General features: G+C 31.7%; 27 protein-coding genes. 11 read left to right on the top strand and 16 right to left on the bottom strand.

Annotated features, from left to right (window positions below; all coding sequences use genetic code 11):
• Nucleotides 1-170 precede the first annotated feature (170 nt).
• Nucleotides 171-1379 (bottom strand): MFS transporter, encoded by a 1209-nt coding sequence (locus ABI549_RS00275; protein ID WP_348074440.1) that lies wholly within the window; start codon nt 1377-1379, stop codon nt 171-173.
• A 110-nt stretch (nt 1380-1489) separates the two neighbouring features.
• Between ABI549_RS00275 and meaB the strand changes: the two genes are divergently transcribed.
• Nucleotides 1490-2575, top strand: coding sequence for a methylmalonyl Co-A mutase-associated GTPase MeaB (meaB, locus tag ABI549_RS00270; protein WP_348074439.1), 1086 nt, complete (start codon nt 1490-1492; stop codon nt 2573-2575).
• Between the two features lie 2 nt (nt 2576-2577).
• On the opposite strand, the gene ABI549_RS00265 is transcribed toward meaB, so the two are convergent.
• Together ABI549_RS00265 and ABI549_RS00260 are read right to left on the bottom strand one after the other, a co-directional pair.
• Complete coding sequence (locus ABI549_RS00265; RefSeq protein WP_091473020.1) at nt 2578-2808, bottom strand: hypothetical protein; 231 nt, start codon at nt 2806-2808, stop codon at nt 2578-2580.
• Nucleotides 2809-2843: 35 nt separating this feature from the next.
• Nucleotides 2844-4223 (bottom strand): MATE family efflux transporter, encoded by a 1380-nt coding sequence (locus ABI549_RS00260; protein ID WP_348074438.1) that lies wholly within the window; start codon nt 4221-4223, stop codon nt 2844-2846.
• 274 nt (nt 4224-4497) lie between these two features.
• Between ABI549_RS00260 and ABI549_RS00255 the strand changes: the two genes are divergently transcribed.
• Nucleotides 4498-5043, top strand: coding sequence for a hypothetical protein (locus tag ABI549_RS00255; RefSeq protein ID WP_348074437.1), 546 nt, complete (start codon nt 4498-4500; stop codon nt 5041-5043).
• Between the two features lie 50 nt (nt 5044-5093).
• On the opposite strand, the gene ABI549_RS00250 is transcribed toward ABI549_RS00255, so the two are convergent.
• Nucleotides 5094-5972: a PPK2 family polyphosphate kinase gene (locus ABI549_RS00250; protein WP_348074436.1), complete on the bottom strand. Its 879-nt coding sequence runs from the start codon at nt 5970-5972 to the stop codon at nt 5094-5096.
• Between the two features lie 124 nt (nt 5973-6096).
• Here ABI549_RS00250 and ABI549_RS00245 point away from each other — a divergent pair, with 124 nt between their 5' ends.
• The 6 genes from ABI549_RS00245 to ABI549_RS00220 all read left to right on the top strand — a co-directional run bounded on the left by ABI549_RS00245 (nt 6097) and on the right by ABI549_RS00220 (nt 12655).
• Nucleotides 6097-6909 (top strand): hypothetical protein, encoded by an 813-nt coding sequence (locus tag ABI549_RS00245; protein WP_348074435.1) that lies wholly within the window; start codon nt 6097-6099, stop codon nt 6907-6909.
• On the top strand, nt 6906-7493 hold the full coding sequence (locus tag ABI549_RS00240) for a phospholipid scramblase-related protein (RefSeq protein ID WP_348074434.1): 588 nt from the start codon (nt 6906-6908) through the stop codon (nt 7491-7493). The genes ABI549_RS00245 and ABI549_RS00240 overlap by 4 nt, the downstream gene beginning before the upstream one ends.
• Before the next feature lie 56 nt (nt 7494-7549).
• Nucleotides 7550-8950 carry a PIN-like domain-containing protein gene (locus tag ABI549_RS00235; protein WP_348074433.1) on the top strand — a complete coding sequence of 467 codons (1401 nt, stop codon included), beginning with the start codon at nt 7550-7552 and terminating at the stop codon, nt 8948-8950.
• 277 nt (nt 8951-9227) lie between these two features.
• Nucleotides 9228-9728, top strand: coding sequence for a sigma-70 family RNA polymerase sigma factor (locus tag ABI549_RS00230; RefSeq protein ID WP_348074432.1), 501 nt, complete (start codon nt 9228-9230; stop codon nt 9726-9728).
• A 2-nt stretch (nt 9729-9730) separates the two neighbouring features.
• Nucleotides 9731-10666: a hypothetical protein gene (locus ABI549_RS00225; RefSeq protein WP_348074431.1), complete on the top strand. Its 936-nt coding sequence runs from the start codon at nt 9731-9733 to the stop codon at nt 10664-10666.
• A gap of 36 nt (nt 10667-10702) precedes the next feature.
• Nucleotides 10703-12655 (top strand): von Willebrand factor type A domain-containing protein, encoded by a 1953-nt coding sequence (locus ABI549_RS00220; protein ID WP_348074430.1) that lies wholly within the window; start codon nt 10703-10705, stop codon nt 12653-12655.
• Nucleotides 12656-12745: 90 nt separating this feature from the next.
• On the opposite strand, the gene ABI549_RS00215 is transcribed toward ABI549_RS00220, so the two are convergent.
• Nucleotides 12746-14380, bottom strand: a complete 1635-nt coding sequence (locus ABI549_RS00215; protein WP_348074429.1) for an ABC-F family ATP-binding cassette domain-containing protein — start codon at nt 14378-14380, stop codon at nt 12746-12748.
• Nucleotides 14381-14529: 149 nt separating this feature from the next.
• Between ABI549_RS00215 and ABI549_RS00210 the strand changes: the two genes are divergently transcribed.
• Complete coding sequence (locus tag ABI549_RS00210; RefSeq protein WP_348074428.1) at nt 14530-15015, top strand: YqiA/YcfP family alpha/beta fold hydrolase; 486 nt, start codon at nt 14530-14532, stop codon at nt 15013-15015.
• Between the two features lie 22 nt (nt 15016-15037).
• On the opposite strand, the gene ABI549_RS00205 is transcribed toward ABI549_RS00210, so the two are convergent.
• The 11 genes from ABI549_RS00205 to ABI549_RS00155 all read right to left on the bottom strand — a co-directional run bounded on the left by ABI549_RS00205 (nt 15038) and on the right by ABI549_RS00155 (nt 24788).
• Nucleotides 15038-15997, bottom strand: coding sequence for a Fic family protein (locus tag ABI549_RS00205; protein ID WP_348074427.1), 960 nt, complete (start codon nt 15995-15997; stop codon nt 15038-15040).
• Nucleotides 15998-16119: 122 nt separating this feature from the next.
• The gene (locus ABI549_RS00200) at nt 16120-16338 is read right to left on the bottom strand and encodes a DUF2007 domain-containing protein (RefSeq protein ID WP_011962825.1); all 219 of its coding nucleotides are present in this window, start codon (nt 16336-16338) and stop codon (nt 16120-16122) included.
• A gap of 11 nt (nt 16339-16349) precedes the next feature.
• Nucleotides 16350-16781, bottom strand: coding sequence for a hypothetical protein (locus ABI549_RS00195; protein ID WP_348074426.1), 432 nt, complete (start codon nt 16779-16781; stop codon nt 16350-16352).
• Between the two features lie 42 nt (nt 16782-16823).
• On the bottom strand, nt 16824-17483 hold the full coding sequence (locus ABI549_RS00190) for a DEAD/DEAH box helicase (protein ID WP_348074425.1): 660 nt from the start codon (nt 17481-17483) through the stop codon (nt 16824-16826).
• 108 nt (nt 17484-17591) lie between these two features.
• Nucleotides 17592-18755, bottom strand: a complete 1164-nt coding sequence (locus tag ABI549_RS00185) for a sigma-54 dependent transcriptional regulator (protein ID WP_348074424.1) — start codon at nt 18753-18755, stop codon at nt 17592-17594.
• Between the two features lie 76 nt (nt 18756-18831).
• The gene (locus tag ABI549_RS00180; RefSeq protein ID WP_348074423.1) at nt 18832-20136 is read right to left on the bottom strand and encodes an ABC transporter permease; all 1305 of its coding nucleotides are present in this window, start codon (nt 20134-20136) and stop codon (nt 18832-18834) included.
• Entirely contained in the window at nt 20136-21059 is a 924-nt protein-coding gene (locus ABI549_RS00175) for an ABC transporter ATP-binding protein (RefSeq protein WP_348074422.1), read from the bottom strand. The genes ABI549_RS00180 and ABI549_RS00175 overlap by 1 nt, the downstream gene beginning before the upstream one ends.
• A 216-nt stretch (nt 21060-21275) precedes the next feature.
• Entirely contained in the window at nt 21276-22394 is a 1119-nt protein-coding gene (dnaJ, locus tag ABI549_RS00170; RefSeq protein WP_348074421.1) for a molecular chaperone DnaJ, read from the bottom strand.
• 57 nt (nt 22395-22451) lie between these two features.
• Nucleotides 22452-23024 carry a nucleotide exchange factor GrpE gene (locus ABI549_RS00165; protein WP_348074420.1) on the bottom strand — a complete coding sequence of 191 codons (573 nt, stop codon included), beginning with the start codon at nt 23022-23024 and terminating at the stop codon, nt 22452-22454.
• A 197-nt stretch (nt 23025-23221) separates the two neighbouring features.
• Nucleotides 23222-24130, bottom strand: a complete 909-nt coding sequence (locus ABI549_RS00160; RefSeq protein ID WP_348074419.1) for a TIGR01777 family oxidoreductase — start codon at nt 24128-24130, stop codon at nt 23222-23224.
• A gap of 205 nt (nt 24131-24335) precedes the next feature.
• The gene (locus ABI549_RS00155) at nt 24336-24788 is read right to left on the bottom strand and encodes a DUF4442 domain-containing protein (RefSeq protein ID WP_348074418.1); all 453 of its coding nucleotides are present in this window, start codon (nt 24786-24788) and stop codon (nt 24336-24338) included.
• 191 nt (nt 24789-24979) lie between these two features.
• Between ABI549_RS00155 and ABI549_RS00150 the strand changes: the two genes are divergently transcribed.
• Both ABI549_RS00150 and ABI549_RS00145 read left to right on the top strand, forming a co-directional pair.
• A complete protein-coding gene (locus tag ABI549_RS00150) occupies nt 24980-25444 on the top strand; it encodes a DUF4870 domain-containing protein (protein ID WP_348074417.1) in 465 nt (154 codons plus the stop codon).
• Nucleotides 25445-25520: 76 nt separating this feature from the next.
• Nucleotides 25521-25850 carry a PadR family transcriptional regulator gene (locus ABI549_RS00145; protein ID WP_091473079.1) on the top strand — a complete coding sequence of 110 codons (330 nt, stop codon included), beginning with the start codon at nt 25521-25523 and terminating at the stop codon, nt 25848-25850.
• Nucleotides 25851-25855: the final 5 nt, after the last annotated feature.

Raw genomic sequence — 25855 nt, 5'->3', positions numbered from 1 at the left:
CATAAAGATTTACAAAGAAGCCGCTAATATTCATAAAATTTTTAGAACAAAATAAATAATTTAAGACCGAAGCCCTAGCCCAGATAGTAGTGAAAATACTTTTTGAGGTTTTTCTCCGAAAAAAGATTGCAACGGATAGCTGGAAATAGCTCCTAATTATTATTGAAAAATTACTTCTTTTTCATGTTAGGCAAAAAATAACAAACAATTCCTAAAATTGGCAAGTAAGAACATATTTGATACACGAATGTAATCGAAGTATGATCGGCAAGAATCCCTAGTAATGCCGAGCCTAAAGCGCCCATTCCGAAAGCAAAACCATAAAAAAGACCTGAAACCATTCCGAGTTTTTTGGGTAATAATTCTTGTGCATAAACAATAATAGCCGGAAAAGCTGAAGAAATGATCATTCCGATAATTATCATTAGTACATCTGTATAAAAAAGGTTGGCGTATGGCAATAATAATGCGAATGGTGTAGCTCCAAAAACCGAAAACCAAATGATGTATTTTCGTCCGAATTTATCTCCCAACGGGCCACCCATTATTGTTCCTAAAGCATAAGCTATCAGGTAAATAAACATATGATATTGTGCTTGTTGAATGCTTAAATGAAATTTCTCGATTACAAAAAATTGATAATAAGTAGAAAGACTCGCCGAGTAGAAAAACTTAGTGAAAATCACAAAAAGTAAGATTGCAATTGCCATTTTAACCTTTTTATTTGGCAAATCATGTTGTTCGATAAAAAGTCTTTTTTTATCTAATTTTAGTTTTAAATTATCTCGGTACCAAAAAGCAATTTTAGAAATTATCATTAATCCCAAAGAAGAAGCTATCAAAAACCAAAGAATGTGTTTTTGAGAATTTGGTACTACGATTGCCGCAACTAATAATGGCGCTATTGCTGTTCCAAGATTTCCTCCTACCTGAAAAATAGATTGTGCCAATCCTCGTTTTCCACCCGATGCCATATTAGAAATTCTAGCCGATTCTGGATGAAAAATCGCTGAACCCAAACCAATAAGCATAACCGAAATAATTATCCAAGGTAAATTATTAGCATAAGAAAGTGAAATGATTCCCAGTGAAGAAAAAATCATACCATAAATTTGTGAAAATGGTTTTGGATATTTGTCTGTATAATAACCTACAAATGGCTGAAAAACGGAAGCTGTTAGTTGAAATGAAAAGGTAATTAACCCTATTTGAGTAAATGTTAACCCATAATTTTGCTTCAAAATTGGATAAACCGATGGGATTATTGCTTGAATTAAATCATTGAGTAAATGTGCAAAACTGATAGAGAAAAGGATTGAAAAAATAGTTTTTTGAACTAAGTCCTTTTTGTTTTCTAGGATAATACTTTCTGTAGCCACAAGAATTTATTTTTGGTAGTGCAAAAGTACTATTTATAGATTTGAAATAAGTAGCATTTATAAATTTTAGCATTTATTTAATTTTTATAGTAATTTTACACAAAGTACAGTTGAAATTGAAAAATAAGAAATCGGCATTAACAGAAAACCAAGGAATAGAAAGACCTGAGATTATCAGTGCTATTTCTGTTGAGCAAATTCAGCAATTTAGAAAAATTCAACCCTCATCTGAAGAATTGGTCAACGGAATTTTATCAGGAAATATAACAGCTTTAAGTCGTGCGATTACACTGGTAGAAAGTACAAATGTTTTACATTTAGAAAAAGCTAATGAAGTAATAAATGCTTGTTTAATTCATGCCAATAAATCGATAAGAATAGGAATTACTGGTGTTCCAGGCGTTGGAAAAAGTACTTTTATAGAAGCTTTTGGGAAAAATTTAACTGGTTTGGGAAAAAAAGTAGCTGTATTGGCTGTCGATCCTTCTAGTACGATTTCTCACGGAAGTATTTTGGGTGACAAAACCCGAATGGAAGAATTGGTAAAAGACAATAATGCTTATATAAGACCTAGTGCTTCGGGCGAAACTTTAGGTGGTGTGGCGCGAAAAACTCGTGAAACAATAACACTTTGCGAGGCTGCTGGTTTTGATACTATCATTATTGAAACTGTCGGTGTTGGACAAAGTGAAACGGCTGTTCATAGCATGGTAGATTTCTTTTTACTCCTAAAAATTTCTGGTGCGGGCGATGAATTGCAAGGCATTAAACGAGGCATTATGGAAATGGCAGATGCTATTGTGATTAATAAAGCCGATGGAGATAATGTTAGAAAAGCCAATTTAGCAAAAACCGAATTCAATAGGGCTTTGCATTTATTTCCTGCAAAAAAATCAGGTTGGACTCCTACAACTTCAACTTGTAGCGCAATTACTCATGATGGAATTTCAGAGGTTTGGAAAACGATTTCTGATTTTACAGCACTCACAAAATCCAACAATTATTTCTTCGAAAAACGAAAAGAACAAAACCAATATTGGATGTTGGAAACCATCAACGAACAATTGAAAGCAAATTTCTTCAACCATCCAGAAATTGATAAATTATTAGAAGAAAACAAAAAAGCAGTTGCAAATGATGAAATTTCACCTTTTGCCGCTGCTCAAATATTGTTAGAAAAATACTTTAAAAAATAAGCTTATTCTTTCTCGTAAAGTTCCATTTCTCGATCATAGAAAGCGTTTGCTTGTTCTATTAACCCTTCCATTTCAGTGTTTAGTTCGGCTTCGTCTAGATCTTCGGCTTCTTCCATAAACTCTACTTCATCATCTTTTAGATTGATGATAAATCGAGGATAGTCAAGATGAATGATAAAAATATCATCTGGAAAATCAGTATTGTCGCCTAGTAAAAATTTTGGTAATTCCATATTTGTTGTTATTTGATTAACATTAAAACTATTTATTAATTTGAATTCTGTCTGACTAATTTTTTTGTCAATTTATGAAAACGAAGGTACAAAAATAGTGCGGCTGTCGTTAATCCTGCCAAAAGCCCTATCCAAATTCCTGTTGCTTTAAGTTCTGTATATTTTCCTAAATAGAAAGAAATAGGAAAACCAACAACCCAATAAGCTACAAAAGTGATATACATAGGGATTTTTACATCTTGCAAACCTCGTAAAGCGCCTAGAACAACTACTTGTATTCCGTCTGAAATTTGAAAAACTGCAGCAACTAATAACAATTGAGCCGTAATTTTTATAACCTCTACATTATCTAAAGCTTGATTTGCATCAGTCATATTTAAAAATAAATGCGGCAAAAAGTTGTGAAAAACAATAAATGCAAGAGCAAAAATAGTTTCTAAAATAATCGCTAGGATAAATATCGATTTGGCAACAATTATCAAATTTTTATAATCATTCAGCCCTTTTTGGTTACTCACTCTTATCATGGCGGTAACGTTTAATCCCATTGCAAACATAAATGTTGTCGTGGCTAATGTGAGTGCAATCTGATTGGCTGCTTGATGATTTTTTCCTATAGAACCTGACAACCAAATGGCTGCAGTAAATAAAGTGACTTCGAAAAGCATTTGCATTGCAGAAGGAAAACCTAGGTTAATGATTTTTCTTAAAGCCGATTTTCTAATTTCTTTAAAGCTAAAATGTTTAAAGAATTTTTTCATCTCCTGGTTTTTTCTTAGCATAAAATGCATAAAAATAACCATCATTATTCTTGAAATTACAGTTCCTAAAGCCGCTCCTACAATTCCTAACTTCGGGAAAATCCAAATTCCGTAAATCAGAACATAATTAAAAAATACATGGACTACGTTTGTAAAAAATATAGCATACATCGAATATTTTGTTTTCGATAATCCATCGGCAAACTGCTTGTAACCTTGATAGATAATTACAGGAATTAACGAAAAAGCAACCCAATCTATATAAGGTGTGGCTAAATCTACTACTGCTTTTGGCTGATGCATTAGTAACATAATAGGTTTAGACAAAACTATTAATATAAACAATACAACACCTATAATCGTGCATAGAAACAACCCATGATGAAAAGTAGATCGGATTTTCTTGTCGTCTTTTTCTGCATCGGCTTCTGCAATAATTGGCGTGATTGCTGTCGAAAACCCAATTCCTATAGACATTCCTATAAATATAAAACTGTTTCCTAAAGATACTGCTGCCAACTCGGTCGAACCTAAATTTCCAACCATCAAGTTATCTACAATTCCTATTAAAGTATGCCCTAACATTCCTAGAATAACTGGATAGGCAAGTTTTATGTTTTCGGAAAACTCCTTGGTGTATTGTTTTAAATTCACTTTTATTTTTTTACAAATGTAATGGCAATAATTTAAAAATAATAATGTGTTTGATGAATTATTTAAGTTTAATGAAGTTTTCGGTTTAAAAAAATAATAAAAGAATATTCAAGTTAAACATTTGATTATCAAATAAAAAGCCTTAATCAATAAAAATTAAAATAATATACTTTCTAGAACTATAATCATAATTATATAACAAATACCTATAATAGTGTAACAAAACTACGATTAACAAGCCTAGATTTGCACTATAAATAATAAAATTTAAAAAATGAAAACGAAAACATCAATTAAAATACTTTTAGTATTAACAATTTCTCTATTTGTTACAAGTAACTCTTTTGCACAAGAAACAGAAACAAAAAATTATGACCAAGGATTTAAATTAGGAATTGGAATTAATGGCGGATATGCATTTGCAGATCCTTATAAATTAGCTTTAGGAGCTGATGCTAGATTACAATATGATTTATCTAAAAGATATTCTATAACTTTAACTAGTGGATTTACAAATCTTTTTGTAGATGGAAAAGACAATGATTTAGGTTTCATTCCTGTTAAAGCTGGTTTTAAAGCTTTTGTTTGGGAAGATCAGTTTTACGTGATGGGAGAAGCTGGAGCGGCATTTGCTGTAACCAATAATTATGACAAAACATCACTTTTACTATCTCCAAGTATTGGATATGCTACAAAACATATCGATTTAAGTTTAAGATACGAACATTATTCAGATTTTGTAAAACTTAATAGCAATGGTACTACAGGAATAGGATTTGGACAAATAGCTCTTAGAGTTGCTTATGGTTTTGATCTTTAATATCATATAAAACGTTTAAAAAAATGCACTGGAATTCAGTGCATTTTTTTTTATTCTTTTTCTAGCTGTTCTCTATACATTTTCATATTCTCTTTCACTTTATCGTCTAATTCAGGCTCACATATATCGACTCGTTTTTGCATTTCTTCCCAAATTATTTTTGCCACAATATAACGTGCCATTTCTTTGTCATCAGCTGGAATTACATACCACGGCGCGTGATTAGTAGACGTGTTGTTAATAGCATCTTCATAACAAGACATGTATTCGTCCCAAAGTTCTCGCTCTTTTAAATCGCCAGTAGAAAATTTCCAATTGTCCTCTTGATTCTCTAATCGATGTAACAATCTTTTTCGTTGTTCCTCTTTGCTCATGTTCAAAAAGAATTTTATCACAATAGTACCGTTCTGAACAATGTGTTTTTCGAAATTATTAATCTGTTCAAAACGATTTTGCCAAAACTCAGGGGTTATAGCTGAAACGTTGTCTATTCCTGGCAAATTTTCATACATAATATATTCAGGATGCACACGAGTAACCAGCACATTCTCATAATGTGTTCTATTAAAAACGGCAAACTTCCCTTTTTCTGGCAGCGCTAAATAGTGACGCCATAAATAATCGTGTTCCAATTCGGTCGAATTAGGAGTTTTAAAACTGTGAACCACAACCCCACGAGCATTAAATTCCTTGAAAACCTCTCGAATCAAACTATCTTTTCCAGAAGTATCCATGCCTTGCAAACAAATTAAGACACTATATCTGTTGTGTGCATACATGACATCTTGAAAAGAGCTCAACTTGCTACGTACTTTGGTCAGCTTTTCTTCTTTTTCACTATCGTCTATATTAGACTCCAAAAGAGTCGGAATTTTAGATAATGTAATTCTATCAGTTACTTTAAAATCATCAGGATTTATCGAATTCATATTCTTTGTTTTATATTTGTTTTTTTAGGAGCTATTTCCCGCTATTCGTTGCAATCTTTTTCTTTCTAAAGAAAAAAGAAAAAGGATTTCTACTTCTATCAGGGCTAAACTTATCAGCTAATTTATGCAAAAATTTCAACTTTCGGAGTACTTAAATATTTCAGGCATTGGTTCTGCCTCAGGAATCGTGTTTACAAACCAATCCTTATATGTTATTAGTGATAACGCAGGATTTTTATATCAATACGATTTAGAATACGACAAATTGATAAAACATCAATTAATAGAAAATCCATCAGAAAATATTGCGAAAATTAGCAAGCCTGATCTCGAATCTATTACATTAAAAGAAAATGAATTACATCTTTTTGGTTCAGGATCAACACAAAACCGAAATAAAAATATCGTTTTTAACATCCAAAATCAAGAAATTCAAGAAAATGATTTCTCTGAAATATATCAAAATATAAAAAATACCATTCCAATTTCTGACGAAGAATTAAATATTGAAGGAGCATTATTTTACAAGGAAAAATTATATTTATTTCAACGAGGAAATGGCGCAAAGGCTAAAAACGGAATTATTACAATCAGTAACGATATCCATTTTCAACCCATACAATTACCTAAAATAAAACACGTAGAAACGGCATTTACAGATGCTATTTTAGTTCATGACAAAATCTACTTTCTAGCATCTGCCGAAGACACACTTTCTACTTACGATGATGGGGAAGTTTTGGGAAGTATAATAGGCTGTATAAATGTTGAAACTTTCGAAATCGAATTCACAATTCAAATTTCTAATTCACATAAATTTGAAGGGTTAACTTTATTTAAAAATTCCGAATATCATTTAGAATTCTTACTTTGCGAAGACAATGACACCGAACAATTAGAAACTAAAATTTATAAACTAACAATATCTAAAAAATGAATCCATTATTAAACCAAAATATTTTCTTGATTAAGGAAAAAATAGGAATGTTTAAGGCTGCAAACAGTTATGACATTTTCGACCCTGAATCGAACAAACAATTAATGACCAGCACCGAACCTAATTTAGGGGTTTTTACTAAAATTTTTCGTTTCACAAAATACAAACGAAACACACCGTTTAATGTTCTTGTCACCACAACCGAAGGAAAACCAATTGTAAACATAAAACGTGGTGTCGTATTTTTTCGTTCAGATGTAGAAGTTTTTGACGAAAGAGGCCAACTTATAGGTTATTTTAAACAAAAATTCTGGTCTTTTGGAGGCAAATTCGAAATTGTAGACAAACATCAAAAACCAGTTTGCACCTTACAAGGAAAATGGACCGGTTGGGAATTCAAATTTAATGCAGCCGAAAAAGAACTAGCATCAGTTAGCAAAAAATGGGCAGGAATTGGCAAAGAATTTTTTACCAGCGCCGATAATTATGTGCTTTCCATAAACGAAATTGTATCACAAGACTCTGTCGAAAGACAACTTATTTTTGCCGCTGTGATGGTGATTGATATGGTTTTGAAGGAGTAATAATAAAATATTTATAACAAGCTAATAGTTAGCTGCTATTTTTTAAAACTACAGACATGAAAGAACCTTTTTATACAATAAGTGAATTTGATGAAAAGAAATTATTTGAAGATTCTTTAATTTTCTTTGATACTTCTTCTCTATTAGACTTTTTCTACTTCACTAACGAAAATCTTAATGAATTAGTTGAAAAATTATTTACTCCATTACAGGAAAGACTTTGGATTAGTAATCATTCAGAAATGGAGTTTTGGAAGAATAAAGCAAAAGTTGAACTCAAACCAATTGATTCTTATAGTGCTTTAATTAATAAAACAAAGGGAAGTAATGAAAGTGGTCATATTCAAGAAATCGAAAGCGTAATTGGGAGTTTTAAATCAAAAATCAACGATGAAATTCGAGGACATTTGAAAACTTTACAGGAAAAAGTTGTCAAAAACAATAAACATCCTTATCTACATGAATTTGATTTTTCATCTTTCAATACGCAAATCCATGAATTTGAGAAAAGTTACCAAATATTGCAAGATCAATATAATAAATTTAAAGACAGTATAATTAAAAAAGTAGAAGAGGAAAAATCAAAAATTAGGGCACAGGAAAATCAAATAGTACTTGAAATCGTTAAAAAATATTTTAAAATCACTGACGAATATAAGTATTCAAAATTGATGGAAATTGTAAATGAAGGAGAATTTAGATACAAACATAAAATTCCTCCCGGATATATGGATGAAGGCGAAAAAGTCGGATTTCAACGATTTGGAGACCTTATAGTGTGGAAGCAGATTCTTGAAAAATGTAAAGAACAAAATTTAAATTTGATACTAGTCACCAACGATGTAAAAGAAGATTGGTGGTATATGGATGATAAAAAAAATCGTTTATCACCTCGCTACGAATTGATAAAAGAATTTTCAGAAATTTCAAATGGTAAATTTTGGATGTATGAAATTGGTGATTTCTTATATAAAACAAATAAATATATTTCAACATCTATTGATGACGAAACAATCGCAGAAATTATTAGTCTTACAGAAGAATATAAAATTCCGGAGCTAGATGACGAGTTTATCGATTGGACATTTGAACATCTTGAAATTGATGTATTAAGAGAAACAATTGTTTTACCAGATAGCCAATTTGACTTTGAATGTGAAAAAGATGATAAGTTGATTTACCAAGGAATAATAAAAAAAATGAGAAGTCACATTTATACTAAGTTAATGTTACCTGTAAGAGACTTTTGCTCTATTAATAATCAAAATGAAGATATTCTTGAAATACTTGTATTAGAATACAATGATCCAGAATTAGTTACAACTTTCTACAACCATACGGTAAACAAAAAAACTTTACGTAGATTAATAAGTAGTATTGATTCAAGCAAAAAAAGACTTATCGTTACGCTAAATTATAATGGAACCTATTCAACTATATTCGATTCACATATATAAAACATCAGCTAACGGCTGTTTCAGGCAATTGCGAATTTTGTGGTAAATTCATGTTTATGTTTCGCAGGAAATTTTATCTTTAATAGAAACAATATCCTATAAAACCAAACATTATAAATCCAATAGTAAACACTTATTTTACTATTGGATTTTGCTTTATAACCAACACCTTAAAAAAATATTTTACCTTCGTCCCAACCTTTTTATAAAAAATAGCCTCTTTAGTATAAAGACATCAATTGTGATAAACGAAAACTTAATATTAGCCTGCAAAAAAATGCACCGAGACGCACAACGTGAGGTGTATGAGCTTATGGCTCCAAAATTGTATCGCACTTGCAAGCGTTACCTAAAGAAAGAGGAAGAAATAGAAGAAGTGTTGGCCGATGCTTTTTATACTATTTTCACAAAAATAGACACATTAAAAGAGCTTGGTGCTTTTGAAGCTTGGGCTCGGAAAATTACAGTAAATAACTGTCTTCATCAGCTGAAACGTAATGTAAACTTCAATATATATCTTGAAGACACAAAGCATCAGCTACAACCGGAGAGTTTGCCAAACACACATTTGGAAGAAGAAGATTTACTCAAATTACTAGATTATATTCCTGCTGGTTGCAAAACAATTTTTAATTTATTCGCTATTGAAGGTTACAGTCACAAAGAAATAGCAACGATGTTGAACATTTCTGAAGGCACATCGAAATCACAATTGAATGTAGCCAAAACAAAGTTGAAAGATTTAGTAAACAATTTGTATTACAAACAAGCAAAGTAAAAATGGAAAATCAAGATAAAATATTCGAACAATTTAAAAATGCTGCCGAGAAAGCAGAAATCAAAGACTTTCCTGAAATGGAGAAAATTTGGTCGCGAGTAGATGCTAAACTCGACACGGTTGTTTACAAAAAGCAAAACAACAATTGGAAGAAATTAGCTGTTGCGGCTTCGGTAGTTTTAGTGGGAATTATTGTGTTTCAGTTTACGAAAACTGAAAATAAGGTAATGATTCCTGAAAACGAAGTTGTAGTTTCCGATGCAAAAAAAGAAGTTTTACCCGAATCAATTACAGAAGAAAATGCAATTGTAAGTACTGAAGAAAACAATAACATTATTAAAACCGATGCTGAAAAAATCCTGAAAAAGCAAATCGAAACACAAGCATCTGTAGCTGTTTTAGATGAGAAAGATGCCGAACCAGCAATGGCTAAAGAACTGGATGAAGCCGTTTCAGTTTCTGATGACTATGTAAAAAGTGCTTCAAATGTAGCTTCGGCAAATAATTCAGGTTATGTATTGCGAGGACGTGTTTTTGATGCCATTGGAGTGCATCATACGACTCAAGAATCAGAAAAAAAAGACAGTAAAAAAGCAGAAGCACAAGATTCAAAAAATGCGCCGTTAGTCGTTATTGATGGTAAACCAATTATCAATGGTAAAAAATCTGGAGAAGCAATCGTTTCAGAATTAGACAACGAAGCTTTTGATACGGTTTATTTAAAAGAACCATTATACATTATAAACGGCACTTATTATTCGGAAGAATCGCTGTTTGGCAAGAATCCAACAAGTCCTTATGCACCATTAGACAAGCAAGAAATTAAAACCATTAAAATCTTGCAAGACGAAAATACAACTGCTGTTTATGGCGAAAAAGGAAAAAAAGGTGTTGTTATTATTACTACTAAAACTGGAAAACCTATAGAACCAAAATAGGTAAACTCAAAAAATTAATCTTTAAAATTTAAAATCATGAAAAACTTAAAAAGTATTTCGTTAGGCATTGCTATGCTTATTTCTGTCCTAACTTTCGGACAGCAAAAAACAATTACAGGAACCGTAACCGATGCGTCTGGACCAATTCCAGGTGTAAATGTTGTGGTAAAAGGAACGCAACGAGGCGTTACTACAAATTTTGACGGAACCTATAAAATTCTAGCAGGAACAGGAGAAACATTGGTTTTCAGTTTTATGGGAATGAACGATGAGATTAGAATAGTTGGAACTTCTAATATTATTAATATCAAGATGAAAGAAAGTGCTAAAATGTTAGAATCGGTTGTAGTTACAGGGTATTCATCAGATTATGAATATGAAGAAAGACCTATTTCGCCAAGAAGAGAAAGAAAAAAAGGGGAAAACATTCAAGCTTTATCTGGCAAAGTTTCTGGTTTACAAATAAACACCAATACAAATGCTAATACAAGAATAGTTTTACGTGGAAATCGTTCTGTTTCAGATAAAAAAGATGATCTAAAACAATATTCGAATACTAATATAAATAAAACGCCAATTCCTAACGATGAAGATTATGGAATATTTTTAGAAAATGAATTTGAAAGCCCAAAACAAGCGCCGCTTTCTACTTTTTCTATTGATGTTGATAATGCTTCTTATACAAACATTCGCCGTTTCATAAACAATGGGCAACAAGTTCCAAAAGATGCTGTTCGTATCGAAGAAATGATGAATTTCTTTAAATACAATTACCCGCAACCAAAAGGAGAACATCCTTTTTCTATTAATATAGAATATAGCGAATGCCCTTGGAATATTAATAATAAACTGGTTCGTATTGGTTTACAAGGGAAAAATATTGAAACGGATAATCTTCCAGCCTCTAATTTGGTTTTTTTAATCGATGTTTCAGGTTCTATGAGTGACGAAAATAAATTACCACTGTTAAAACAATCGTTGAAAATATTGGTTAATCAATTAAGAAATGAAGACAAAATTTCTATTGTAGTATATGCTGGAGCTGCCGGATTGGTTTTGCCTCCAACCTCAGGAAATAACAAAGAAACTATTATTGCGGCACTCGAAAATTTAAGTGCTGGAGGAAGTACCGCTGGAGGAGCAGGGATTCAATTAGCATACAAAACGGCAGAAGATAATTTTATAAAAGGCGGAAACAATCGTGTAATTCTGGCTACTGATGGTGATTTTAACGTAGGTGCTTCTTCAGATAACGACATGCAAAGAATGATTGAAGACAAACGAAAATCGGGCGTATTCTTAACTTGCTTGGGTTACGGAATGGGGAATTATAAAGACAGTAAAATGGAAACTTTAGCAGATAAAGGCAACGGAAACTATGCTTATATAGACAATATTCAGGAAGCCAATCGCTTTTTAGGTAAAGAGTTTAAAGGTTCTATGTTTGCTATTGCGAAAGATGTAAAAATTCAAATTGAATTCAATCCAAAATACGTTCAGAGTTATAGATTAATTGGTTACGAAAACAGAAAATTACGCCCAGAAGATTTCAAAAATGATGCAATTGATGCTGGAGAATTGGGAAGTAATCACACAGTAACCGCTTTGTACGAAATTATTCCAACCGATGTGAAAAGTGATTTTTTTAAAGAAACTTCCGATTTAAAATACACGAAAGTAGCACCAACAGAAAATAATTTTAACGACGAATTGGCTACTATAAAATTCCGTTACAAAAAGCCTGACGGCGACAAAAGTATCGAAATGGTTCAAATTATTGAAAATAAATCTAGCTTGTTAGAAAATGCTTCTGATGATTTAAAATTTACTGCATCAGTAGCTTGGTTTGGATTAAAATTGAGAGATTCAAAACTCATCAAAAACAAAACAACAAAAGACATATTAGCGCTCGCCAAACAAGGATTGATTAATGATAATGAAGGATATAGAGCTGAATTTATTCGATTGATAGAAAATGTAAGATTATAGTTAAGTTGTTTTTTTTGGTTAATTTGTTTTATTGAAAAACCCGTCACATTTTTAGGAACGAGACGGGTTTTATTATATATCAAAAAAATATTATTTTTCGATTTCTCTCATGCTATCCATTTTCTTGTGGGCTAAGAAACCTGCAATATCTTCAAAATGTTCTTTGACACGTTTGTTTCCAAATTCGAAAACTTTAGTTGCCAATCCGTCCAAGAAATCACGATCGTGTGAAACGAGAATTAATGTTCCGTCGAAATCACGCAAAGCTTCTTTTATGATGTCTTTGGTTTTCATATCCAAATGATTTGAAGGTTCATCGAGAATCAACAAATTAACAGGTTCTAGCAATAATTTGATCATTGCCAAACGCGTTTTTTCTCCACCAGAAAGTACTTTTACTTTTTTAGTAATATCATCACCTTGAAACATAAAAGCACCTAAAATGTCTTTTATTTTTGTACGAACATCACCAACAGCAATATCATCAATAGTAGAAAAAATTGTTCCGTTTTCGTCTAATAATGACGCTTGGTTTTGTGCAAAATAACCAATTTGAGAGTTATGTCCAATTTCGACACTTCCAGAATTGATTTCAATTTCTTTCATAATGGCTTTAATCATCGTCGATTTTCCTTCACCATTTTTACCTACAAAAGCTACTTTTTCACCACGTTCGATTACAATATTGGCATCTTTAAAAATGACTTTATCACCATAGGATTTTGTCATATCTTTTACAACAACTGGATATTGACCAGAACGAACAGCTGGCGGAAATTTTAGTTTCAGTGCCGAAGTATCAACCTCATCAACTTGAACAATAACCAATTTCTCGAGCATTTTAACACGCGATTGAACCGCATCGGTTTTAGAAAATGTTCCTTTGAAACGATCGATAAAAGTTCTGTTATCGGCAATCATTCGTTGTTGCTCATCGTATGCTTTTTGCTGATGAATTCTTCGGTCTTTTCTAAGTTCTAAGTAATGAGAATATTTGGCTTTATAGTCGTAAATTCTTCCCATCGTCACTTCGATAGTACGATTGGTAATATTGTCAACAAAAGCTCTATCGTGAGAAATTACCACAACCGCTTTGGCCGAATTGATCAAGAAATCCTCTAACCATTGAATACTTTCAATATCCATGTGATTGGTTGGCTCATCTAGTAAAATTAAATCTGGTTTTTGTAATAAGATTTTTGCTAGTTCGATTCGCATTCTCCAACCTCCAGAAAACTCTGAAGTTTGACGTGTAAAATCTTCACGCATAAAACCTAAACCAGTTAATATTTTCTCGACTTCAGCTTCATAATTTATTTCTTCGATAGCATAAAATTTCTCAGATAAGTCCGAAACTCTTTCTATCAATTTCATGTAATCATCACTTTCATAATCCGTACGAACGGTTAATTGCTCGTTTATTTCGTCGATTTCAGCTTTCATGGCAAAAACTTCTCCGAATGCTTTCGAAGTTTCTTCCATAACCGTAGCACCATCGGTAGTGAGCAAATGTTGAGGCAAATAGGCCACAACGGCATCTTTTGGTGCTGACACATTTCCTGTTGATGGTTTTGCTTGACCAGAAATTATCTTTAATAAAGTAGATTTTCCAGCACCATTCTTACCCATTAAGGCAATTTTATCATTTTCATTGATAGCAAAAGAAACATCGCTAAATAAAGTGGTTCCGCCAAATTGTACGGAAATATCGTTTACTGTAATCATATTCGGTTATTTGTGGATTCGGTTATTTGTTTAATCGAATTTTTGACGGTGCAAAGATAGATTAATTAGGGAATTTGACAATTTTAAAAAATGAATTTGAATTATGAAAAAAAGAATTCAGATATTTGTTTTTTGATAAACTAAAAATAATGAACATTCTTTATTTACAAGGACTTGACAGTAATTTAAGTATTGAAAAAAAGGAAGTTTTGGAACCATTCGGAAATATAATTGCTCCTGATTTAGATTACAGAGCAAATCCAAATATGATTGAAACTTTATATACTGAGTATAAAAACCAAAATATAAATTTTATTATTGGTAGTAGTATGGGTGGTTTTGCAGGTTTTTATCTTTCTAAATTATTGCAAACTCCGGCCTTGTTGTTTAATCCTGCTTTGCCTTATCGTACTCCTATTTTGCAAAATATTCCAATGATTAATAACGATTACAATCATTTACTACAAATTGTAATTGGAAATCAAGACGATGTAATTCTGGCAAAAGATAATCTTGATTTTATCATGAAATTATTACCTCTAAAAAATGATTTTAGACTACACCTTATCAATGAATTGGGTCACGGCATTCCAGTAGCTACTTTTGAAAGTGAAGTAAATTTGTTTTTTAGATAATTTTAAAATAAAAAAGACCACTTTACAGCAGTCTTTTTCGTTGTCTATTTCCAATATAATCTTCAATAGCTTTCTTTGTGGTAAGCCAATTACGACCTTCTTTATAAGCATCTATTTTTCCCTGACGCGCTAACAAACTAACATATTCCTGACCGTAATAAGAACCTGGTTCAGAAACAATATTTGCTATTGTGTCATACTCCTCTTCGTTATCTGGCAACGCATTTAAATAAATATTTAAGGTGCGTTCTACGGCTTGAGCCATTAACAAAATAAGTTTTTGATAATTTCCATTATTAGCTTGATTTAAAGCTTCGTAATATTTTTTACGGTCATTTTTTAAAATAATAGCAGGTGGAAAACCTTTTCGCATGAGTAATAAATTCATAGCCAAACGAACTGTACGACCATTACCGTCAAAAAAAGGATGAATCCAAACAAACTTATGATGAAAAACTGCAGCCAACTCAATATCGTTTAAACCCAAAGGATTTTCATTAACAAAATCTACTAATTCATCTAAATAATCAGAAACTTTGTTTGCATTAGGCGGAATAAAGTTTGCTCCTGAAATACGAACACCTCCGTTTCGGATACGCCCAGCAAAATCATCTTCGATAGAACGCAACACATAACCATGCAAAGAAAGTATATCGATACTTCTTAAAGTGTAATCATCATTTACAATAGAGTACAAATAATCGATTGCTTTTTCATGATTTTTAGCCTCAAAATGCTCTCGAAGAGAAATTCCTTTTATGGTAATTCCTTCTTGCAGAACCATTTGTGTTTCCCTTAAAGTTAAAGTATTTCCCTCAATACTATTAGAATTGTATGTCCATTCTATAGAAAGCGCTTCTTTAATTTTCCGTAATGCTATGTTTGGCAAAGGTCTATTTTTATTGAGCATTGCTTGTTTGTCATACAATCTTTCGAAAGTTGACTCAAATTCTTCAAGGTATGTTCTGTCTATATTCCACATAACATCACAAAGATATAAAAAATATCGGTTAATATTAAAAATAATACTATCCGATATTAAAATTTATTCCAAAAAAAATACTCTTCAAAACGGAAGAGTATCTTGTATATAATTTAAGAAAATTAAATGCTCATTCTAAACTCCTCAATCACCGGATTTGCTTTTCCAAAATCGATTTCTTGAATAAAAACTTCTACCGCTTGATCGGCAGTACCAAAACCTGCTAATTTAGCCGATTGAATATTGTTTTTTACAATTGTATTTACTCCAACCGCTTCAATTTTTGCTTGTAAAGCTTGTGCTAAAATTTCGCTTCCCGAAAATATTTTCATCAATCCCATATTATATTTTTTTATTTATTTTCTGTATATGAATTTATCTCAACGTATCCTTTTCCATAAAAATACCCATACCTTTTTATCGTTCTAAATTTTTTGTCAAAAGACAAGAAAATTATAGCACAGACACTTTTATCTTCCAAAGTTTCCCATTTTATTTTGTCATTGACAATTTCTTTAATGTTTAATTCATTTGTTGTGAAATTAGTATTATTAAAAACACTCATTAGACAAGAATTACCAGAATTATAAACAATTACTTGCAAATACATTTTACCTTTTAGTTTTTCTAAAAGTTTAGGTTTTAAATTGTCACATATTATTTTTAATAACTTATCATTTTCAAGTTCTGCCTGAACTGTATCTTTATCTAAAACAAAACGTTCTGTTAAACAAGGTCCAATCTCTTCTTTAAAAATACTTTGTGAAAAACAAAAAGAATTCAAAAAAACAAGACTAATAATATATAATACTTCATTTGTTTCGTTTTAAGAATTACTGTCAATTTTATCGTCTTCTCCCTCTTCTTCTTCCTCTTCCTCCATCTCAAAAAATAAAGGTTCGATCATTATTTTATCTGCCAGAGATTCTACTCTTTCTGTTAAATCGGTGGTAAAAAATAGTCTTTGTGTTTTATCAATACTATTTGATAATCTGTCAACAACAGCATCCATACGGTTTCTGAAAAGAATATCAGCATCATCGACCACAAACATTTTTACTGTACTAATATTAAATCCCGCCGAAGCAAACATAGCATTTACTCTATTTGGAGTTCCTATAAGCACATCAAGTCCCATTGAAATAACATTTTTATCATAATCGATATCGCCTTTTTCATGCACGCCAAAAACGCTCAAATCGTGGTATTTTCCGTATTTTAAGAACATTTCTTCCATTTCTAAAACACGTTCTTTATTTTCTACAATAATTAAGGCTCTTGTGCTTTCTCCAACGGATTTTTCCATTCGTTGAATCACATTAATAATTATTGTTGTCGATTTTCCAGAACCTTTTTGTGCAACTACAACTGCATCGGCACCACTTTTTATTGTGCTGAATGTTTCTTGTTGCAACTCATTAGCTTCGGTTAAACCGTTTTCGATAAGTGCTTGTTGTAGATTTTCGTTTATTTTTTTTAATTTCATTTTTTTGTTGTTACACAGAGATTATCGAAGAGACTCAGAGACTCACAAAGTCTTTTTAATTTTACTTGCGTGTCTTTGTAGCTACTTTGTGCATCTTTGCGAAATAATTTATTTACTTGCAAACAGTTTTACATCGTCTTCAGAAATTTCGCTTCCACCAAGAATAATTAGGCGTTCTACTACGTTTCTTAATTCACGAATATTTCCTGTCCAATCATATTCTTGTAATAATTTTATAGCTTGTTTTGAAAATACCTTTGACACATTTCCTTGTTCTGAGGCAATCTTATCGTTAAAATGTTCTATTAATAAAGGAATATCATCACGACGATCATTTAAAGCTGGAACTTTTATCAAAATTACTGCCAAGCGATGGTATAAATCCTCACGGAAACGACCTTCGTCTATTTCTTTTTTTAAATCTTTATTCGTTGCCGCTACAACACGAACATTTACTTTTATGTCTTTGTCTGCTCCTACTCTTTGTATCAAACTTTCTTGTAAAGCTCTTAAAACTTTGGCTTGCGCCGAAAGGCTCATATCGCCTATTTCGTCTAGAAAAATAGTACCACCATCGGCAGCTTCAAATTTTCCTGCACGGTCTTTTACTGCTGATGTAAAAGCACCTTTTACGTGTCCGAACAATTCACTTTCTATCAATTCTGATGGAATCGCGGCACAATTTACTTCGATTATAGGGAAATTAGCTCTTTCGCTTTTTTCGTGTAATTGATGTGCTACAAGTTCTTTTCCTGTTCCGTTTGGTCCAGTGATTAAAACCCTAGCTTCGGTTAGTGCTACCTTTTCAATCATATCTTTGATATGATTAATGGGTTGGCTCTCGCCTATCATTTCGTAGTTTTTAGAAACTTTCTTTTTTAATATTTTATTTTCAACAACTAACTTTGTTTTATCTAAAGCGTTGCGAACAGTATTTAACAAACGGTTTAAATCTGGTGGTTTCGAAATATAATCAAAAGCACCCAATCGCATAGTATTTACGGCAGTTTCTAAATCTCCGTGACCAGAGATCATCACCATTTGTATTTCAGGTTTGATTTTTTTTGCGGCTTCTAGGACTTCGACACCGTCCATTTTTGGCATTTTGATGTCGCAAAGAACCAAATCGTAATCTTCGTTTTTTATTTTCTCGAGACCTTGTATGCCATCTTCGGCTTCATCAACAATATAAGTATCGCTTTCTTCGCTTAGTATTTTGGTTAATACACGTCGGATTGCTGGTTCGTCTTCGATGATAAGGATTTTGCTCATTTTTTTAGTTTCAAAGGTGCAAAGTTACAAAGTTTCAAAGGAAAAACTTTGACTCTTTGAAACTTTGCCACTTAAATTAATATTTAAGCCATTTGTATAATTCTTTCCAGGTTGGTTTTTTGCCATACATTAAGATTCCTACTCTATAAATTTTTGAAGCAAACCAGACTACGCCTAAGAATGTTGCAAATAATATGGTGATAGATAGTGCTAATTGCCACCATGGCACACCAAACGGAATTCGCATCAGCATAACAATAGGTGATGTAAGTGGAATCATAGAAAATACTGTAGCTACCGTTCCGTGCGGATCGTTGACTACGGTAAAAAATCCGATATAAACACCTAACATAAGTGGCATAATAATTGGCAATAAGAATTGTTGAGAATCGGTTTCTGAATCGACAGCGGCTCCGATAGCTGCATAAAATGAGCTATATAGGAAATATCCACCTATAAAATAGATTACGAAACAAGTAAGTAATGTTCCCAATGGTAAATTAAAAATTTCCTTAATGTAACTTTGCATAGTAGTTCCTAGTTCATGCTGTACTGCATTTGCCATTGCTGGATCAATACTGGCTTGAGCACCAGTTTGTATACCAAAGAATGCAGAAACTCCAAATAACAAAATAGCTCCTACAATTGCCCAAATGGCAAATTGAAGAATTCCTGCTAATGAATTTCCGATAATTTTTCCCATCATTAACTGATATGGTTTTACAGATGAAATAATGATTTCGATAATTCTAGATGTTTTTTCTTCAATAACACTTCTCATAACGAAATTACCATAAATAATAATAAACATCATGATTAAGTAACCAAATGCTCCACCTATTGCAATCTTCATTTCATTGATACCTTTTATTGTATCTTCTCCAGAAAATTTAGTTAAATGTATATTGGAATCTACTTTTGCTTTTTCAATTTTATCATAATCAAAACCTAATGTAGTTAAGTTGTTTTGGGTTAATTTAGTATCGATTACATCTTCAATTCCCATGATGAATTCCATACTAGGACTTTCATCTGAAATATATTCTACTTTAGTTGATAAATCTTGAATATTAGCTACTTTAGGAACAAAAATAAGTCCTTCATAGTTTTTGTTTGCGGTATCTTTTGCCAATTGTAATGGCATTCCAGATAAATCGACATAGACCGTTTGTTTTGTGTTTTTGAAATCGGACTTTAAGACTCCCGATTCGTCATGAATAGCGATTTTTGTTACCTCATCTTTATTCATACTAGCGAGATAGCCTACAAAAAATGATAATCCTACAATTAGTAATGGACTTAGAAAAGTCATTATAATAAATGATTTATTACGAACTTTTGCAATAAATTCTCTTTTTATGATTAATGATAGTACTCCCATTATTTTTGACTTACAGTTTGAATAAATATATCGTTTACACTCGGAATGTTTTCTGCGAAATGAGTTACTTGACCTCTACTTGTCAAAATACTTAACAATTCGTTTGAGGTGGAAGTTCCTAAATCTATTTCTAGTTTTAAGTCATCATTTAGGGATTTAAAATCCGTTTGACCCACTGTAAATTTCTGGGTTAAATCATACATTAAACCTTCTACATTATTTGTCATGATTCCTACTTGGAAAGTATTTTTTCTGTACTGACGCTTTACATCTTCTAGTTTTCCTTCAATCAATTTGTTTGATTTGTGAATTAAAGCAATATCATCACATAATTCTTCGACACTTTCCATACGATGGGTCGAAAAAATAATTGTAGATCCTTTTTTCTTTAATTCTAAAATTTCGTCTTTTATTAAATTGGCATTTACAGGATCGAAACCTGAAAATGGTTCATCAAAAATTAATAATTTAGGTTGATGCAAAACTGTGACTACAAATTGTACTTTTTGTGCCATTCCTTTTGAAAGTTCTTGGATTTTTTTGTTCCACCAACCCTCAATTTCGAATTTTTCGAACCAATATTTGAGTTGTTTTTGCGCTTCCGATTTAGACAATCCTTTTAACTGCGCGAGATACAAACATTGTTCACCAACTTTCATAGTTTTATACAAACCACGTTCTTCAGGCATATAACCTATATGTTGTACATGATACGGTGCTAATTTTTCGCCATCTAGGATTATTTCGCCACTATCTGGCATTGTAATTTGATTGATGATACGAATCAAAGATGTTTTTCCAGCACCATTAGGCCCCAAAAGTCCGTAAATACTACCTTTAGGAACTTGTAATGAAACACTATTTAAGGCTGTATAATCGCCGTATTGTTTGACTACATTTTTAACTTCAAGAATATTACTCATTATAGAAATTTATTTATTTCATCAGTTCGACCATTATGGTCTCGTGTACGTAAATGTAAGATTATTTTTTTGAACCATATAAACCATATCAGTTCATTTAATTTTTTTTTCACTCTTTAATAAGTAGAAAAGTGTAGTTATTTGTTACAAAAAACCCACCCTAATTTGCACTAGGATGGGAAAAAAAATAAAACGGGTATAAACCCGTTCTATAAATTATGAAAACATATCTTTTACTTTCTCAAAGAATGATTTTTCTGATTTTTCTGGGCTTGGAATAAAATTTTCGTTTGAAAGATTACTTTCAAAAAATTGTTTCTGCTCTTTGTTTAAAGTTTTTGGTGTCCAAACATTTACATGAACTAGCAAATCTCCATTTCCATAACTATTGATACTTGGAATTCCTTTTCCTTTTAGTCGGAGAATTTTTCCTGATTGTATTCCTTCTTCTAATTTGATGCGAACTTTTCCGTTTACGGCTTCAATATCTTTAGATATTCCTAAAACTGCTTCAGCAAAACTAATATACAAATCATAATGTAAATTTTCGCCTTCACGTTTTAAGAATTCGTGTTCTATTTCTTCGATAGCTACAATCAAATCACCTGGAATTCCGTTTCCTGGCGCATCGTTTCCTTTGTTAGAAACTTTTAGTTGCATTCCATCAACAACACCTGCGGGGATTTTTATAGAAACTGTTTCGTCTTCAAGAATCATTCCTTGCGCATCTGCATTGGCTGGTTTTTTTTCAATAATTTGACCAGAACCTCCACAAGTTGGACAAGTTGAAGCAGATTGCATACGCCCCAAAATAGTATTAGTAACACGCATTACTTGACCTTGACCATTACAAGTAGAACAAGTTTTATAAGAAACACCTTGTGCTTGTGTTTTACGTTTTACTTTAACTTTTTTCTCTACACCATTGGCAATTTCTTCTAGTGTTAATTTGACTTTAATTCTCAAATTACTTCCTTTGGCACGACGCTGACCTCCGCCACCGCCTCCAAATCCGCCAAAACCACCACCACCGAAAATATCTCCAAACTGACTAAAAATATCATCCATGTTCATTCCACCACCGTGAAAACCTCCGCCTCCACCATTTCCGCCTTCAAAGGCTTGGTGTCCGAAACGATCGTATTGTGCTTTTTTCTGAGCATCACTTAATACTTCATAAGCTTCGGCTGCTTCTTTAAATTTTTCTTCGGCAGCAGCATCACCAGGATTTTTGTCAGGATGAAACTCTATTGCTTTTTTTCGGTATGCTTTTTTTATTTCGGCTTCAGATGCACTTTTCGTAACACCTAATATTTCGTAAAAATCTTTTTTCATTTTTAAATTATGGATTAAGGATTTTAGAATTAGGATTTAATTCAAAAATCTTAACATTTAGTTTCCAATAACTACTTTAGGAAAACGGATAATTTTATCCCCTAATTTGTACCCTTTTTCAATTACATCGACTACTTTTCCTTTTAGCTTATCGCCAGCTGGAATTTGTGTAATTGCTTCGGCAAAATCGGCATTAAAAGCATCTCCAGTTCTTACTTCCATAACTTCTAAACCTTTAGAAAATAAAGTGTCTTTAAGTTTTGTATGTATAAGTTCTACTCCTTTTATTAGGTTTTCGTCTTCTGATTTAGAAATTTCGACAATAGCTCTGTCAAAATCATCCATAACTGGCAACATGGCTTGTAAAACTTCTTGATTGGCAGTTTTAAACAAGTCTATTCTTTCTTTGGTAGTACGTCTTTTATAATTTTCGAATTCAGCAAAAAGACGTAGAAATTTATCTTTTTCGTGTGCTAAATCTTTGGTTAATTGTTCTTCAACACTTAATTCTTCTACAATTAATTGCTCTCCATTAGCATTTTCTTCTAATGTTAATTCATCTAATTCTTTATCAATTTCAGTATTCTCCGTAGTCATCTTTGATTTATTTTTAAATATATTTTGAAACATTCTTTACTCATTGCAAAAGTACTGCCAATTATAAAATAATGTCAAATTGTCATTAAAAAAATTTAATATAATTTTAAGAATAAAACCGAGATTAATTGTTTAAATTTGAAAATAATAAGTAGAAATCACACAATACCTTTTATATATAATTATTAATTCACCATACTAAGAAAGCGTCTGTCAAAGCAGACGCTTTCTTAGTTTACTAAAAGTTGTTTGAGAGCCGATTGTATTGATTTGTATTGAAATTCGAATCCTGCATCCTTTATTTTTTGTGCGTTTACATTCTGACTTTCGAAAAGTAAAGTATGCATTTCTCCCAAAGTTAATTTCATAATAAATCGAGGAATGTTTGGCATAAAAAAAGGTTTTTCTAAAATTTGTGCTACTGCATAGTTTAATTCGTAATTAGTCACCGGAGAAGGAGCTACGGCATTATACACACCTTGAAGATTATTTTGTAAGGCAAACATAAACATATTTGCTAAATCATGAATATGTATCCAAGATTGCATTTGCTTTCCCGTGCCAAATGCAGAGCCAATTCCCATATTTATGGGTTTTAAAATTTCTGGAAGTGCACCTCCTTTTGTCGATAACACTAAACCTGTTCGAAGTTTGCAAACACTAATATTTAATCTTTCTATTTGATCTACAGACTCTTCCCACTTTATAGCTACATTAGAAAGGAATGTATCTTCAAATTTTGTAAAATCTTCAGAATAATAATTTTGCAAACTGTCTGGATAAATTCCTATTGCAGATGCTGATATAAATTGACTTACTTGATGTGGATTATTTTTTAAAGCATTAAATAATAAGTTTGCTGATAATACTCTACTTTCAATTATTTCTTGTTTGTATTTAGGTGTCCATCGTTTTGCAATATTTGCTCCTGCTAAGTGTATAATTGTATTTACACCTATTAGGCAGTTTTCGTCGATAACTCCAGATTCTGGACTCCAATAAAACCCATTATAGTTGGGTTGGTGTTCTATTTTGTTTTTACTTGTAGTGAGATAATTAATTTTTATACCATTTTGCAATAACAATTCTGTAAGTGCTGTTCCAACAAGACCAGTTGCGCCAGTTATAAGTACTTTCATTATAATTTTTTCTTTAAAATTAATAAATGATTGTCTTAAGTATTTATTAATTGTATAGAATTTAACTATTGTTAAAGAGTCGAAAATCTTAAAGTTGTAAAGTCTTAAATCATGATAGGCATAAAGTTCGCTGTTTTATTGTACACATTGGGATAGCTAAAAAAACATCAATGGCATCAAATCTTTAGACTTTTAGACAATTATATTATTTCAATCGAATGCTCCATTCGAAATCCATTTCAGAAACTTGTTCTCCTTTTTCGTTGGTTCCTATCGATTTCATCCAGAAAGTTTGACCTTCTCCAGTTTCGATAGTTTTCTTTACCGCTTCTTCTATAAGGTGTCCGTCGTTGCAAGTAAAAGTGATTCTTCCAGTAGCTTTTTTGGTAAAATTTCCCTTGTTATTTGCCACTAACATAGATATGTTTCGTTTACTTTTCTGAATATGTAGCATCACCATTGCGCCTGTTGTAAGTTCGGCAGCCATGGCTTGTACTGCAAAATACATCGATTTGAATGGATTTTGATTTACCCAACGATGCTTTACAGTTACCACACATTGTGTTTCATTTATACTCTTTGCTCTAACACCAGACCAAAAAGCTGATGGCAATTTGAAAAATAAAAAGGTATTTAAATTTGATGCTGAAAACTCCATAACGCTATATTTTTCGCTAATGTACAAAAAAATACTATGTATGCATATTATTTTTATTTGTTAAATAAATGTTAATATTTAGTACTTTGTAATGCATAATAGCTTTTTTTAACCGTATCTTTGTATAAGAAATTAATAGCTAAAAGAAAGTACTATTTGTTTTATCATCAAAAAAATCAAAATCAAAAATTATGGAAGCAGTTCTAACATCAAACAGAGAAAAAAATTACGCTACACTTATTCATTTAAGTGCTTTGACAAAATATTTTATTCCATTTGGAAATTATATTTTACCTATTGTATTATGGGGAAGTAAAAAAGATTCATCGGAATTTATAGATTATAACGGAAAAAATGTGTTGAATTTTCAATTAAGCATGTTGCTATATTCATTAGTCTTATTAATTGTTTCGATTCCTACTTTATTATTTTCAATATTCAATAATGTGAGTTTTAACGAAATAGAAAATGGTAATTTTCTACTAGAAAAACTATCAAATGGAAATGTTACTGGAATCGTTGTTGTTGCTTTAGTTGCCGTTGGATTATTTTGTTTTATGAAAATTGCTGAATTTTTCCTTATCATCTATGGTGCAATAAAAACCAATGAAGGTGAATATTTTAATTATCCATTAACTATTAATTTTCTAAAATAAGTTTCAATCATCAGCCGAAAGGCAAATCAAAAATCAATCAAAAAATGAACAGTTTAATCATTAAAAAAAAGAATCTATGAACATTGAAAACACGAAAGCGCAAATGCGAAAAGGTGTACTCGAGTTTTGTATCTTATCGGTCTTAAAAGACAAAGAAGCATACACCTCGGAAATATTAGACACTCTAAAAAACGCAAAGCTACTAGTAGTAGAAGGAACAGTATATCCTTTACTTACTAGACTTAAAAACGATGAATTACTCAGCTATCGCTGGGAAGAATCCACTTCTGGACCACCAAGAAAATATTACGGACTAACGGAAGAAGGACAAACATTTTTAAACGAATTAAATAGCACTTGGACAGAGTTGTCTGATGCAGTAAATATTATAACTATCCAAAAATAATTGCC

The sequence above is a fragment of the Flavobacterium sp. genome, from assembly GCF_039932285.1.
In the GTDB taxonomy this organism is placed as follows: domain Bacteria; phylum Bacteroidota; class Bacteroidia; order Flavobacteriales; family Flavobacteriaceae; genus Flavobacterium.
Note: the sequence above shows the minus strand (reverse complement) of the source record. Positions and strands in the feature narration are given on the sequence as shown.